The organism is Tunturiibacter empetritectus (genome assembly GCF_013410875.1).
Lineage (GTDB): Bacteria > Acidobacteriota > Terriglobia > Terriglobales > Acidobacteriaceae > Edaphobacter > Edaphobacter empetritectus.
This window is the reverse complement of sequence record NZ_JACCCU010000001.1, coordinates 862,032-877,180: the sequence shown is the minus strand read 5'-3', so window position 1 is coordinate 877,180 and position 15,149 is coordinate 862,032. Positions and strand designations below refer to the sequence as shown.

The 15,149-nt window shown below is 58.7% G+C and carries 10 protein-coding genes; 5 read left to right on the top strand and 5 right to left on the bottom strand.

The window, feature by feature from the left end; translation table 11 throughout:
• Window positions 1–88 precede the first annotated feature (88 nt).
• Together HDF08_RS03735 and HDF08_RS03730 are read right to left on the bottom strand one after the other, a co-directional pair.
• Window positions 89–1,093 (bottom strand): phospholipase D-like domain-containing protein, encoded by a 1,005-nt coding sequence (locus tag HDF08_RS03735; RefSeq protein ID WP_179637256.1) that lies wholly within the window; start codon window positions 1,091–1,093, stop codon window positions 89–91.
• A gap of 82 nt (window positions 1,094–1,175) precedes the next feature.
• Entirely contained in the window at window positions 1,176–2,966 is a 1,791-nt protein-coding gene (locus tag HDF08_RS03730) for an ABC transporter ATP-binding protein (RefSeq protein WP_179637255.1), read from the bottom strand.
• Window positions 2,967–3,274: 308 nt separating this feature from the next.
• Here HDF08_RS03730 and eutC point away from each other — a divergent pair, with 308 nt between their 5' ends.
• Complete coding sequence (eutC, locus tag HDF08_RS03725) at window positions 3,275–4,066, top strand: ethanolamine ammonia-lyase subunit EutC (protein WP_179637254.1); 792 nt, start codon at window positions 3,275–3,277, stop codon at window positions 4,064–4,066.
• A 130-nt stretch (window positions 4,067–4,196) separates the two neighbouring features.
• On the opposite strand, the gene HDF08_RS03720 is transcribed toward eutC, so the two are convergent.
• The 3 genes from HDF08_RS03720 to HDF08_RS03710 all read right to left on the bottom strand — a co-directional run bounded on the left by HDF08_RS03720 (window position 4,197) and on the right by HDF08_RS03710 (window position 12,402).
• The gene (locus HDF08_RS03720) at window positions 4,197–8,156 is read right to left on the bottom strand and encodes a TonB-dependent receptor (RefSeq protein ID WP_179637253.1); all 3,960 of its coding nucleotides are present in this window, start codon (window positions 8,154–8,156) and stop codon (window positions 4,197–4,199) included.
• Window positions 8,157–8,526: 370 nt separating this feature from the next.
• The gene (locus HDF08_RS03715) at window positions 8,527–10,710 is read right to left on the bottom strand and encodes a M3 family metallopeptidase (protein WP_179637252.1); all 2,184 of its coding nucleotides are present in this window, start codon (window positions 10,708–10,710) and stop codon (window positions 8,527–8,529) included.
• Between the two features lie 516 nt (window positions 10,711–11,226).
• Entirely contained in the window at window positions 11,227–12,402 is a 1,176-nt protein-coding gene (locus HDF08_RS03710) for a cytochrome c3 family protein (protein WP_373563116.1), read from the bottom strand.
• 256 nt (window positions 12,403–12,658) lie between these two features.
• Here HDF08_RS03710 and HDF08_RS03705 point away from each other — a divergent pair, with 256 nt between their 5' ends.
• The 4 genes from HDF08_RS03705 (at window position 12,659) to HDF08_RS03690 (ending at window position 15,122) form a co-directional block, all read left to right on the top strand.
• Window positions 12,659–13,048 carry a YidH family protein gene (locus tag HDF08_RS03705; RefSeq protein WP_179637250.1) on the top strand — a complete coding sequence of 130 codons (390 nt, stop codon included), beginning with the start codon at window positions 12,659–12,661 and terminating at the stop codon, window positions 13,046–13,048.
• A 248-nt stretch (window positions 13,049–13,296) separates the two neighbouring features.
• Window positions 13,297–13,608 (top strand): DUF503 domain-containing protein, encoded by a 312-nt coding sequence (locus tag HDF08_RS03700; RefSeq protein ID WP_306459661.1) that lies wholly within the window; start codon window positions 13,297–13,299, stop codon window positions 13,606–13,608.
• 108 nt (window positions 13,609–13,716) lie between these two features.
• Complete coding sequence (rbfA, locus tag HDF08_RS03695; RefSeq protein WP_179637249.1) at window positions 13,717–14,127, top strand: 30S ribosome-binding factor RbfA; 411 nt, start codon at window positions 13,717–13,719, stop codon at window positions 14,125–14,127.
• Entirely contained in the window at window positions 14,124–15,122 is a 999-nt protein-coding gene (locus tag HDF08_RS03690; protein ID WP_179637248.1) for a DHH family phosphoesterase, read from the top strand. The genes rbfA and HDF08_RS03690 overlap by 4 nt, the downstream gene beginning before the upstream one ends.
• Window positions 15,123–15,149: the final 27 nt, after the last annotated feature.

Sequence of the window (15,149 nt, the reverse complement as noted above, 5' to 3'; positions counted from 1 at the left end):
CGCCACTTGGATCTTCCAGGAAGGCAAAACTACCGAGTGCCCCAATCTCGATTTTAAGATGTGGGCACACGCGCGAAGGCGCGAACCCTCAGCACTTCTTACCACCCTTGTGCGTCTCCAGCGCCAGATCCTCCGCAACATTAGGATCGTACTGCCCCAACTCCGCCAGCAGCCCCGCATCACTCAAATCCAGCCGCTTCGAGTTCTCCCAATCATGCCGAACCGTCTTGAGTAACCGCTCAATAATGTGCTCATCCCGCACCTCGATCGCCAGCTCCCGCCGGCTGTCGAAGCTCCCCGGCGCAAGATTGATCGACCCAATAATGGCCCGCGCATCATCCGCCAGCAACAACTTCGCATGCAACTTAATATGCTTCAGCTTGTGGATCTTCACACCAATATCTTCGAGCACCCGAAGCCCGCTCACCCCCTCAATCAACTTGTCTTTCTTCAGTTTGTGCGGCGGCCGCGCCATAATATGAACCTTCACCCCCCGCTGATTCGCCCTCACCAGGTGTTCAATGATCGTCGGATCCTGGTACCGCTCATTCTGCAGCCACAGCGACTCCTTCGCCTCATCGATCAACTGCCCCAGCCGCTGCCGCCCATTGCCGATACACCAGATCAGATGCGAGTGCTCCCCCGCATTGAAGTGCTCCCGCTTCCAGTCCGCGTCGAAGCACTCCATAATCTCTTCCACCTCGTGCTTATGCGTCGTCACAATCGCATAGTCCCGCGTCTCGGTAAGATTCTTCGTCTCCCAGTTCAGCGACTCCACAAACGCCATCCGGTCATCGATCACCATCGACTTCTCATGCGTCAGGTCGAAGCACGGATTGCTATCCAGCACCTCGATCCCCGCGTCCGTCAACGCAATCCGCGACTGGCCATTCTCCTTCTCCCCATCCCGCCTCTCCGGGTTCAGCATCACCCGCACGTTCACCCCACGCTGATGTGCCTCCATCACAGCCTGCAACAAAGTCGGATCCGAAAACACAAACATCTTTACCCGGATCGACTCCTTCGCCCCATGAATAGCGTCCAGAATCGGTTGAGCAGAATCATCAGGTAAAACAATCACTGAGCGCGACATAGTCTCTTCCCTCAACTGCTAATTTCAGGAACCGGCGTTGATCTCTTCTACAGCCTTTCACCGCTCAACACAACTGTCCGTCCTAAGCCGTCACCTTGTCCAGCCCTCCGTCGAACTGCGTCCGATGCAGCGCCGCATAGATCCCATTCACCGCCATCAACTCCTCATGCGTCCCATTCTCCGCCACCACACCGCCGTCGATCACAATAATCTGATTCGCATCCCGAATCGTACTCAACCGATGAGCGATCGCAATCACCGTCCTTCCCTCCATCAACTTTTCCAGCGCATCGATCACCAGCTTCTCCGACTCGCTGTCCAGCGCCGCCGTCGGCTCATCCAGCAACAGAATCGGGCTATTCCTTACCATCACCCGCGCAATCCCAATCCTCTGCCTCTGCCCGCCCGACAGCGTCGATCCCCGCTCCCCCACCATCGTCTCGTACCCCCGCGGCATCTTCGCAATAAACTCATCCGCATTCGCCAGCTTAGCCGCCGCAATCACCTCTTCCTTCGTAGCCGCTGGACGCCCAAACGCAATATTCTCTGAGATCGTCCCGCGAAACAGTACGGTGTCCTGCAGCACATACCCAATCTTGTCGCGTAGCGACTTCAACTTGTACCCCCGCACATCCTCACCATCAATCTTCACCACCCCCGACTGCACATCGTAAAACCGCGGAATCAAACTCACCACCGTCGACTTCCCACTCCCAGTCGGCCCCACAATCCCGACAAACTGCCCGGCCCCAATCTTGAAGCTCACATCCGTCAAAATCGGAGTCTCCGGATCATACCCAAACGCCGCATGCTCAAACTCAATCGCCCCCGCCACCGTCTCCGGCGCAAGCCCATCCTCTTTCTCCGGAATAATCGTGTCCGTCTCCAGAATCTCCCGAATCCGCTCCGCCCCCACCGCCGCCTGCGCCACCGCATTCGTCGTCGTCGCCAGGTCCTTCACCGGCTTGAAGAACTTCGCCAGGTAAGCCAGATACACCGTCAGTTCTCCCACCGTCATCGTCTTCGCCAGAATCAACGCCGCCCCGCGCCATAGCACCACCGCCGTGCACAACGCCACCGTAATCGTCACCACCGGCGACAGCAGCGCCTTCACGCTCCTCGCCTTCAACGCCGCGCTCACCGTCGCCTGGCTCACCAGCTTCAACTGCGCCTGCTCCGTCTCCTCCTGCCCAAACGCCTTCACCGCCTGGATCGACTCCAGCCCCTGCTGCACCACCGCCACAATCTCGCTCTGCTCCTTCCGAACCTCATGCGTCGCCCTCTTCACCGCCTTCTTGAACCGCGAAACAAACAGCAGCAGAAACGGCGTCACCCCCACAGCAATCAATGTGAAGTCCCAGTTCAGCCAGAACATCAACCCCAGCATGCAGACAATCGTCAGCAGATCCACCAGAATGTTCAGCGTCGAAGACGAAGCAAAACCCTCAATCGTCTGGATATCCGCCGTAATCGTGCTCAGAATCGTTCCCGTGGCATGCGTGTTGTAGTACCCCAGCGAAAGCCGCTGCAGATGCTCATACATCTTCATCCGCAGATCATGCGCCACCCACTGGCCCACACTCTCCGTATAGTAGTTGTCGATATAAGAAGCCACCGCACCCAACAGCGAAATCACCACAAACGCCAACGCCGCCAGCGCCGCCACATGCAGTCGTGATCCACTCTCCAGCAGCGGCCCAATCAGCCGGTGCAGCCAAGGAGCCATCTTATGATCGCCCACCACATTATCCAGAATGATCTTCAGCGGCCACGGCGTCGCAAGACTCATCACCGTCTCCACCAGCATCGCCAGAAAGATCCCCACCAGCGTGCCGCGATAAGGCCGAATTAGACTGCCAATAAACCGCAACATAAGAAGGCGCCGTTCCTTTTCCTCAACCTCGATGCAGACAAACATCCTACCGGAACACCAAACTCAACGGCACAAGCCTTCCATCCGTACACCGGCAACATCTACCAGCAACTCCGCCACTTCACAAACCATCCACCACCGGGTGCCCCATCCTTTCGCAGTCTCATCGCGATAGGGTGGGGTATTCGCGTCGGCCAGGCGCGAACCGCCTTTCTCCCAAACCCACTCACGAACAAAGCACCATAAAATTCCAACCCTCAAAGCAAATCAAACAACCCAGCATCCCACCCTCCGGATCACAATCCATCATGCCCAATCACGATAGCAACGAACCTGAGATAGATCGCCACGCCACGTCGGCCACCACGCCAGCCACCACCCTGCGCAGCTACACCCCGGCCCGCGTCGCCCTCCGTCGCACCGGCGTCAGTCTCGCCACCACAGAGATCCTCGACTTCCAGCTAGCCCACGCCCAGGCCCGCGACGCCGTCCACGCCGCGCTCGACCCCGAACTCCTCGCCCAGCGCCTGCGCTACGAACTCCCCTCCCTGGCCGCCCCAATCCTCACCCTCGCCAGCGCCGCCCCCAATCGCACCACCTACCTCCGGCGCCCCGACCTCGGCCGCACCCTGACCCCGGCCTCCGCCGCTCTCCTCCACCCGTCCCCCTGCGACATAGTCATCGTTTTGGCCGATGGCCTCTCCGCCACCGCAGTCGAGCGCCACGCCCTCCCCCTCCTCGCCGCGCTCCTCCCCGCTCTTCCGCCAAACCAAACCCTCGGCCCAATCTGCATCGCCACGCAAGCCCGCGTAGCCATCGCCGACCACATCGGCTCCCTCCTCCACGCCCGTCTCTCTCTCATCCTTATCGGCGAGCGCCCCGGCCTCAGCTCCCCCGACTCCCTCGGCGCCTACCTCACCTGGAACCCCGCCCCCGGCCGTACCGACGCCGACCGCAACTGCATCTCCAACATCCACACCGCCGGCTTAGACTACGCTACCGCTGCCACCCGCATAGCCTTCTACTGCGCCGAAGCCAATCGTCTGCAGCTAACCGGCACCGCCCTGAAAGAGATCACCCAGCCCCAACTGAATCCCTGAAAGGCAGTAGCGCAGCCCCGCTCATCCCGACCAAAGGGAGGGCCATTGCAGCACTTCCACCAAGACAAGGTATACGCGTCACGAAGTGACCGCCTCCCGCGCAGGGAGCCCGTCCGGCAGGACAGCCTTCCTAAAATAAAAACCGCAGCGCCATCTGTATCTGTCGCGGACTTCCAATCGTATGCGTCACAGTACCCAGCCCACTTGGACAGTTATAAAAACTCCCGGTGTTTGGGGGAGGCGTTGTATTGCAGCCGGTCGGCAGAACTGGCGTTCCAGCCTGCGGGAAGCCGTTGTAGTTTACGTTCTGCGCCACCTCGTTACCCGGCACATCGAAGCTGCTCGTATTCGTCAGGTTATAAACATCGAACGTATACGTGAGGCTGTATCGCTCCGAGAACTTCGTCACCTTCATCAGAGAAGCATCCGCACGCTTCTGGAAAGCCTGGCGGAAGATGTTTCGCTGACCAGTGGTAAAGCCGGTCTCATAAGGATCTGAGGTAGGAACCGCGCCGCTCAGTCCACCTGCCTGCAGCACAGGAATCGTGAAGCACGAGGCCTTGAGCGCAGGGATAGATTCGTTACCAGCAGTTTCGAACGCACCCGAATGGCCCGTCGTGGCATTCTTCGCCGTGCAGCCGGCAGCCAGCGGAACAATCGGATTCGTAATGCCGTTGCTGACTCCGTAATAGATGCTACCCACGGCGCCGCTGAAGTCGATCACGCTATACGGTTGACCACTCTGTAGAATCGTCAGTCCCACCAGCGACCAGCCGTTCGTGAAATAGCTCTCAACATTGTGGCTGTGAACGAAGTCCGGCAGCCTGTAGACGTAGTTGAAGTTGATGACATGTGTGCGATCAAAGTCGGCCGAAGCATATCCGTCGCGCAGGTTCACCGGGTTGTTGCCGTTATAGAACAGGCCCAGCCCGCTCTGTTCGTCCAGCGCATGGGAGTACGTGTAAGAGGCAGCCACCTGGACCCCGTGGCTCATGCGCTTCTCAACATGTGCCGTCAGTGCATTGTAGGCATCCACGCCCGCCGCCTTGTATGAGATCGACTCTGCCGCATATCCGATGTAAGGAACGCGATGATCGATGTTGCCGCCCTCGTAGTCGAAATCATAGCCGCTTCCGTCCGGCAAATTGGCGCCGCCGACGTTATAGCCATAGGAATACTTCTCCCCATGAATCGTGGCGCTTGGCGATGCAATCCCGGGCTGGTTGAACGGAACCGGAATCACCTGATGCCGCCCCAGATTACCCACGTAGCCCAGCGTGATCGCAAGGTCATTGCGTGGCTGCCACTGAATATCGAGCGTGTAGTTGAACGTATAAGGCAGCTTGTTCGCGCGATCGTAGACGCCCAACGAGATCGGCTGCCCGCCATTGCTGATGCTCGCAATATTCGGCAGGTAGTTGCTCAGATCCGAAGACTTCGGGTTCGTCGGAGGAGCATTCTGAACATTCGTGTAAGGATTCGCCAGGTTGCCCGTAGCCGCCGTCGGCGCAGTGACCGGTGGGGAGATGCCGCCGCCGCCGCCGCAGGTCGGAATGTAGTAGCTGTAAAGGCTTTGCACCGGGCAGCTCTGTGCCGTCACAAACGGAAGCTGCTGATTCACCCCGAAAGGCCCGCCAGTGACGGTTCCGATCGCATAGCCAGGCGAGAAGTAGCTAAATAGTTCGCCGCGGTCGTAGTACATCCCGAAGCCCGAACGCACTACCACCTTCCCCGCAAACTTCTCCGGCTGCCACGCCGCGCCCAACCGCGGACCAACTCCCCACTGACGGCCCGTCAGTGTCGTCGGGCTCACGCCAGTGGTCCCGTTCTTGTTATTGCTCGCAATAATGAAGCCCGGATTGACGATCGTATCTGACGCCTCGTTGTAGCTGTAAAGCGTTGGGTCGAAGTTGAAGATCCGTCCGTTCTTCTCCGTCAGGCCGCCGTTCCAGTCGTAGCGCACCCCTGCGGTAATCGAGAGCGTAGGCGTAAATTGAAACTTATCCTGCACATAACTTCCCACCTGGTTCGCCCGGTAGTAACGGCTCGCATCGCCCTGCAAAAACGAGCTTACATAAAACGACGTCGAAGAGCTGCCCGGCGTCACATACCCCTGCGCATAGGCGCTCAAATCGTCGGTCGCGACCGTGCCGGTGCCGGTACGCTTGTCGATCGTGTTCAACTGCGTGTAGCTATAGCTCGTTCCAAACGTGACCGTGTGCTTGCCCAGCGTCCAGATAGCGTTGCCGGAAGGCTGCCAGCGATTCTGGAAGGCACCCGTGTTCGGTGCCTGCCCCTCCGCATTGGGACCAATGTTTAGGATCCCCGTGCTCACCAGGCCATACTGGCTCTGAGCGCTGCCCAGCACATTCACAATCGACACGCCGGGAAAGTAATTCGATCCAAACTCATTGATCGAAACCGTACCCTGCGAACCTCCGGGAATTGCACTCGGCCCGAAAGGCTGCTCATTATCCACCCACGTCTTCTCGCGAAGAAACCCTAAGCTCTCCGTCGTACTCAGGTTCGACTTCACTAGATAGGTGTTGATGATCGAAAAAACCTGTGCGCCCGAGTCGAGGTGTTCGGTAAATCCCGGAACACTGGAGTACGCATAAGGAGCAAGCGTCGGATCGTGCTGATAGAAGTACTTCAGCGCCAGTGTGTCTCTGCTTGAGATGTTGTAGTCAAGATTGGCCACCGCCATATCCGCCTTGAATCGGCCAGTCCCCGGAAGAAAAGCGTTGTAAGGATGCGAGGCCGACATGCCCGACGATCCCGTGTCATTCGGCACAAGCCACTTGCCCGGCTCACCAGGAAGCGAAGGCGAGTTGAACAGAGCCAGCGCAGTCTTATCAATGACCGAGCCAGTGAGCTGCGTACAGTCACCAGCGTTTGCCTGGTCGGCCGTGCAGAAGCTGTTGTTCACCATATTTGCAAAACCCGCAGCATCGCGATTGTTATCCGACAAGCCCACCGGCACATTGATAAAGTTATCGCCAATCTCCGAATCCGACACCTGCAGGTGCTGATACGATACAAAGCCAAACAGCTTGTTCTTGATTATCGGACCGCCAAAAGTGCCCCCTGCAATATAGCGATGCAGTTCCGGATTCTCATCCTTCCGATCATTCGCAAGCAGCGGATTATTCTTCAAGAAGAACGGCGCCGCATTGATCCAGTTCGTTCCACGACGCCCATACGCCGTACCGTGATACGAGTTGGTGCCCGAAGCAGTATTCACATCGATGTGCGCCCCGGAGGTAGAACCCTGTTGCGCGTCATACATCGACGCATTCACCCGAACCTCCTGGATCGACTCCGGAGCCGGCGTCGGAATCGCGTTCCCGATCGAAAGATAAACCGAGGCGACCGTCTGAATCACCCCCGCGCCGCCTTGCGTGGTCGAGGCGCCAGTACTATTAACTACCCGCTGCGAACCAACCTGGCTCGTACTCTTCCCATTAAAAAGACTGCTCGCATCCACGCCGTTAATCGAAAAACTATTGCTCGTATCCCGTTGCCCATTCGCCCAGATCGGCAGATTTCCCAACCCCGACTGAGCCCCCGTCCCACCCGGCAGCTCCGCATTCACCCCCGGCGACAGAATCGCCAGCCCCGTAAAACTCCCCGTAGGCTGCGGTATCGACTCGATCTGCGCCTTATCCAGAATGTACCCATTCGTCGTGTCCACCGCGTTCAGCAACGGCACCGCATCCACGCTCACCACCGTATTCACCGCGCCCACGCTCAAACTCGCATTCACCGTCCCCGTGCGGTCGCTCTGCACAGGAACCGTGCTCATCTTCTGCGTCTGAAACCCTTCCTTCGTAAACGAAAGCGTATAAGTCCCAATCGGCAGATTCGCAAAGTCATAAAACCCATTGCTCCCCGCGGTCTGGGTCCGCGTCAAACCCGTCTGATCCCCCACCACCGTCACCACGGTCCCAGGCAGAATTCCACCCTGAGCATCGGTCACCACCCCCGTCAGGCCGCCAAGCGTCTGCTGCCCAAACACAGGACAAACCAGAAGCAGACAAGCCATCTGGCAAACAACAACGAGGAAGAAAAAACGCGAACGCTTCGTCATAATCTCTGGCTCCTGAAGTAATGCAGCTTGAACCAAAACAAGTTTTTTGCCTGAAAATGACCGATCAGCAAAGACACCTATGCAGCGATGCAGCGCCGCGAACCCGCGGTGACGACACCCAGGCAACTGTGAACTTAAACTTCGATACAGGTGAAATTCAGTTTACTTTGTGAACTTGGAATGAAAATTAGCATATCTGAAGTTGTCAAAATTGCGAAGAAAAATCGTCGCACCGCCACCCGCCCATCATTCGCCCTCCCGTTGATCGGCGAAGATATTTGATCGCGACCAACGGGAGCGCCAACCGAAGGGGTATACAAGTCACGAAGTGACCGCCCCGCGCGCAGCGGGCACTTTCCCCGGAAGAAACCTACTTCGCCGCCGCCTTCTCCAGCCCCCGGTACTTCAGCATCGGCTCCACCTTCGGCGCACTCCCCAGCCACGCCTCATACATCTTCGCCAGGTCCTCCGTATTCCCTCGCGACAGCACCATCTTCCGGAACCGGTCCCCATTCGCCCGCGTCAACCCGCCATGATCCTGGAACCACTGGAACGCATCATCATCCAGCATCTCGCTCCACAGATACGCGTAGTACCCGGCCGCATAACCCCCGCCCCAGATGTGCGAAAAATAGCTCGACCTATACCGCGGCGGCACATAGCCCAGCGTGAATCCCTTCTTCGCCAGCGCCGCCTTCTCAAACGCATCCGGCTCCTGCAACCCCTCGCCCACCGGCAGCGAGTGCCACTGCATATCCAGCTCCGCCGCCGCCACCAGCTCCGTCAGCATATAGCCCTGGTTGAAATCCACGGCCCGCTTGATCTTCGTCGCCAACTCCTCCGGCATCGCCGCGCCCGTCTTATAGTGCTTCGCATAGTGCGCAAACACCGCCGGATACGTCGCCCAATGCTCATTGAACTGCGACGGAAACTCCACAAAGTCCCGCGCCACCGACGTACCCGACAAGCTCGGATACTCACTATCCGCCAGCATCCCATGCAGCGCATGACCAAACTCATGGAACATCGTCACCACATCACTGAAGCTGATCAGCGCCGGCTCTCCCGCCGCAGGCTTCGGCAGATTCGCCACGTTATAAACCACCGGCAGCCTGCCCATCAGCTTCGACTGATCGACAAAGTTCGACATCCAAGCCCCGCCGTTCTTGTTGTCGCGCTTGTAGTAGTCGCAGTAAAACAGCGCCAGCGGCTTCCCATCCGCGTCGAACACCTCGAACACCCGCACATCCGCATTCCAAACCGGAATATCCTTCCGCTCCTTGAAGCTCAGCCCATACAGCTGCCCCGCCGCATAGAACACGCCATTCTCCAGCACATTGTTCAGCTCGAAGTAAGGCCGCACCTGCGCCTCGTCAATGTCGTACTTCGCCTTCCTCACCTGCTCCGAATAAAACTCCCAATCCCACGCCTCAACCGGAAACCCGCTACCCTGAGCCCCCTTATTCTGGGCATCGATCACACCCTGAATATCCTTCGCCTCATCCGCTGCATTCGCCACAGAAGGAGCCACCAGCGCATCCATAAACTTCAGTGCGTTCTCGGGCGTCTTCGCCATCTGGTCTTCCAGCTTCCAGCCCGCATAGCTGTCGTGCCCCAGCAGCTTGCCCTTCTCCGCGCGCAGTTGCGCCAGCCGCGCAATCGTCGCCCGCGTATCGTTCGCATCGCCACGCTCGGTCCGCGTCCACGAGGCGTCAAACACCGCCTGCCGCGTCCCCCTCACACTCAACGACGAGAGAACCGGCTGCTGTGTCGTATTCTGCATCGGCAGCACATATCCCTCCTTCTTCCGCTCCTTCGCCGCCGCCTCCGCGCCGCTCAAATCCGCAGCCGTTAAACCCGTCAACGCAGCTTTATCCGTCGTCACATAAGCCGCATCTTTGGTCGCAGCCAGCACCTTGCTTCGAAACCCATTCGAAAGCGTCGACTCTTCTTCATTGAGCTTCTTCAGCTTCTCTTTGTCCGCATCCGAAAGATTCGCGCCCGCATGCACAAAGTCCCTGTACCTCACCTCCACCAGCCGCAGACCCTCCGGGCTCAGCTTCAGCGAAGCTCTCGTGTCGTACACCGCAGCCACGCGACGAAACAGCTTCTCATTCAGATAGATCGCATCCCGATGCGCCGCCAGCTTCGGAGCCAGCTCTTCCTGCATCTTCTCCAGCGTAGGATTCGTATTCGCTCCCGTCACTCCATCGAAGGCCGCCATCGCCCGTTGAAACAGTTCGCCCGTCTTCTCCATCGCAACCACGGTGTTCTCAAACGTAGGCGCAGCAGAGTTATTCGCAATTGCGTCGATCTCCTTCAGCTCCTCCGCCATCCCAGCCTCAATCGCCGGCTCATAGTCGCTGTCCTTAATCTTGTCGAACGGCGGAGCCTCAAACGGCAGCGCACTCTTCGCATAAAACGGATTCGACGGATCAAACCCGGCATCCTTCGCGTTCATCACCGCACCCGACGCACTACTCACACTCACCCCCACAAACGCTCCGAGACTCAACACCAAAGACACACGCCGCACCAAATCCGCTTGACTCATCCATATCTCCGTACTTCCTCAGTCGCAATCCAAACCCAAATTGTAGAGGATTTCCGATCTGCCGGGCGTTTGCTGTTGCTCGTGCCTTTGCTGTTCTGTGTTGCTTGTGCCTTTGCTGTTGCTGTTGTCTGCTCTTCGCCGTCATCCTGAACGGAGTGAAGGATCCCGACACATTCCACCCGCCCATCCCCGCTCGAACCTTCCAACCCAACAATCGACGGGTCGCCGCTCTTCCACCACAAACGACCGAAGCTGTTCACAGCCTCACCGTAAACAGCGCGGAGAGACCCTCGCATCTGCCGTTGCCTGTTCTTACCCACCCAGCCACAACTAATCGGGTGCCCCATCCATCGCGCACTTTGCGATGGATGGGAATGTAAACTTTTCAATCCTGTTGCCTTTGCCTCTAGGTACCCCTAGGCTTCAGCCTTGGGTACCTCTAAAAAACAAAACAGAGGGCTTTAGCCCCTGGGGTGCCTCCTGTCCCAGCCGAGACCTCAAGCGCAAAAGCAAATACTAATTCGCAACCCTCCACGGCGAAGTAGTCCTCCACCCCCTCAACTCCTTCGTAGCCCACGCAGTCGATCTGTCGGTATGGCACGAAGTACAAGGATTCGGAATCCCCGACTGCTCCGTCTCAATCGGAGTAATAAACCGGAACGTATGCGCACTCACATAGTTGTCCTTGATCGTCTGCTCGATCTTCGGCATATGACACGCCACGCACTCACTCCCCTTGCTCCCCGCCGCATGATGCGTATGCTCGCTCACCGTCCCCTTCAGCCCCGCAGGATTGTCCTTCGTATGGCACGTCAGACAAACCGCGTTCCCCTTCGCAATCAGGTCCGACTCGTTCTCATTACTGTGAACCTGATGGCAGTCAAAGCATTTGATCTGCCGGTGATACATATTGCTCTGCACAAAATCATTTCCCTGCATCCTGTTCTTGTGTGCCGTCAGGTCCGCATACTGAAAGAAGTTCGTCACTCCAGGCTTCAACTCCTCCAGCGTCCAGAAATCCGCCAGCCGCTTCCCCGGCACAAACCCCACCGGCCAGTCGAAGTACCTCCCTGCAATCGGATTCGCAATCGGTCGCCCTTGGCTGTGACACTGAATGCACGTGTCATTGCCCCGCACATAATCAAGCGTCTCCGGATTCACAATGTTCTGCTTCGTCGGATGCGCCACATGCAGACTCCCCGGCCCATGGCACTTTTCGCAACCCACATTCCACTCCGTCACCTGCTTGGTCTCCACGTTGTAGTTCACCGAGTGACACCCATCACACGTCGGCCCCGTAGGCCGATCGAAGTTACTCGGCCCATAGAACGAAAGCCACCAGTCCGTGCCCGTCTCCGCGTGGTACGGCAGCCACCGGCCCTTCTTCACATCCCACTGCGCCGGCTCCGGGTAGTAGTCATCGCCACGCTTGGTAAAGTACCTCTGCTTCCATCGGCTCCCATACACAAACGCCACGTCATCGATCCCAAACGTGACCAACGGATCGGCATGGCTGAAATCCGCAAGCACCGCCTCCGGATGCACCTTCGGATCACGCACCACATTCGCCATGCGCGTCTGCTTCCACCCGTTGTACGCCGCAGCATGACACGTCTTGCAACTCTCCGAGCCGACAAACTCGGCCTTGACCGTACCCGCCCCAGCCCAACCTGAGAGCAAACTTACGAACACAAGCAAGGAAAAAAACTTCCACCCGCTGGCCGTCTTACGCTCCCGCCCCATCCGTCCCCCTGCCCACCATGGTCACCGACTATAAGCGATCGCCGTCACAGAATTGTCAGCGCATTGTCAATCGTCCAGAAGCCTTGCCACCCGAAATCCGCCCTCCCTGCCAGCACCCAAATCACCACAAGCCACCACCGAAACACCACGACTCACCACCAGTTCCCCACCGCCTCAAACCACCCCGCTGCCTTACAATCCCACCATGCCCAGTCCGCCCCAGCCCGTCGAACAGGACCCCCGCGTCTACTTCGCCGCCGAGCGAACCTTCCTTGCCTGGATCCGCACCGGCCTCGGCCTCATGGGCATCGGCTTTGCCGTAAGTCGCTTCGGCCTCTTCCTCCGCCAGATCGCCGCCGCCCAGTCCCGACTCCCTTCCCACACCACTGGCCTCTCCCTCTGGTCCGGCGTCGCTCTCGTAGCCCTCGGAGTCATCGTTAATCTCAGCTCCGTCTACCGCCACTTCCAGCTCATTCAAGAGCTAAGCTCGGGCACCTGGCGCCCCGGCCGCGTCTCCCGCGACGCAGTTATTCTCGGCCTCCTCCTCGCCGCAGCAGGAGTAGCCATGACTATCTACCTCATCCTTGTCCGCTGAACAAGCCCGCTAAACGAAGTTCGCTAAACGAAGCCTAATCAAAAAATTAGGGGATACTTGACAAAGTAGTTGTCCACAGAGGGCCACCGTTCAACCCCATCTAGACATAACCCTCTTATCGTCTATATTTTGCAAGCAACCCCTTTAGATGGAATATTTTACAGCCACACATTCCCTGCAAGTAACAGAAAATAAAAGACTTATTCCAAAAATACCCCCTGGGGGGAGGCGGAGGGGGGACAATCATTATGCCCGTAGCCAAAATGCCCGTAGCCAAACTCACCATCGAACTCGAAATCCACCACGCCCAGTCCCTCAAAGACCGTCGCCAGGTCCTCCGCTCCATGAAAGATAAACTCCGCCACAGCTTCAACTTAGCCATCGCCGAACTCGACGACGGTATGGTCTGGAACCGCGCCACTCTGGGCATCGTCGCCATCTCCTCCTCCACTAGCTACCTCACCGGCCAGCTCCGCCATATCGACCAGGCCGCCCACCGCATCGCTATCAACCTCAGTGCCGAAATCACCGACTCCTACGCCGAAATCCTGCCCGAATGACCCAAAAAGACGCCGCAATCTACAGGAAATCCGCTGGAACCGCTCCTCAGCACTAGGTAGAACGGCCCAACTTTGATATCCTCAACCGTTCTACCTAGTCAAAACCCTATGCCCGAGCAGCGCGCTAGAACCTATCATCGCAACCGTGTCGCCAACACCTTCTCAGAGGAGATTGGAGCCATGCTCGAAGGCGAGCTCTCCGATCCCCGCATCGCCCCCAGCTACGTCACCGAGGTCGTCCTCGCTCCCGGCGGCAAATCCGCCCGCATCTTCGTAGCCGTCCACGGCAACGAGGAGGAGGAGGCTTCCACCCTCGAAGGCCTGATTACCGCCCGCGCCTACATCCGCTCCCAGCTTCGCGACCGCATGGGCGTCCGCCACGTCCCCGAGCTTACCTTCGCCATCGATCGCTCCGAGAAGATGACCGGACGCATGGATGAGCTCCTCGCCCGCACCCGCAAGCGGGAGCAGAAGCGCACTTCCTCCGAACCGACCCCAGGGGCCCCCGCCAAACCATGACCCCCCAAGCCTTTCTCCTCGAGCCTAGGCCTCACGCAACCCAGATAGACGATCTATTGGCGGCCTTCCGGTCCCATCCCAGCTTTCTCCTCACCTCGCACACCCGCCCCGACGGCGACGCCATCGGCTCCGTCCTCGCCCTCGCCGAAGTGCTCGACCAGCTCGGCTGCCAGGCCGACGTCGTCTTCGCCGACCCCATCCCCTCCTCCTACAGCACCCTACCCAATATCAGCCGCATCCACCACACGCCCTCCGCCAACGACGTAGACCCCACCGGCACTACCCCCGCCATCCTCCTTGAATGCGACGGCATCATCCGCACCGGCCTCCTCGGCCTGGAGGGCCGCACCCTTATCAACATTGATCACCACGCCAGCGGCCGGCCCTTCGCCTCGGTCAATTGGATCGACGAGCACGCCTGTGCCGTCGCCGCCATGGTCTACCACATCGCCGTAGCCGCGAACGTCGAGATCACACCCTCCATGGCCACTTGCCTCTACGCCGGCATCCTCTCCGACACCGGCACCTTTACCTACTCCAGCACTACCGCCGACACCTTCGCCATGGTCCACCATCTCGCAGCCTGCGGAGCCAATCCCAGCCGCATAGCCCGCGACATCTACCTATCCAACCCGGCCAGCAAAATCCGCCTGCTCGGCATCGCTCTCTCCAACCTCCAATGCGACGACGACCTAGCCTGGACCTGGGTCACCAGCGAAGATATGGATCGCATCGGCGCCATCGCTGAGGACTGCGAAGGAGTCGTCAACTACCTCATCAGCATCGCCGGCGTCGAGTCAGCAGTCTTTCTCCGCGAGGTCGCTAACGCCGACCAGTTTCGCCTCAGCATCCGCAGCAAAGGCGAGACCGACGTGGCCCGAATCGCCGAACGCTTCGGCGGCGGCGGCCATCGCAACGCCAGCGGGTGCACCCTCGATGGCCCCCTCCCGGTCGCTCTCGAGCGCATCCTCACCCAGCTACGGACAGGACTCTGATAGCCTTGTCTCGCTCCTCTTAGGAAA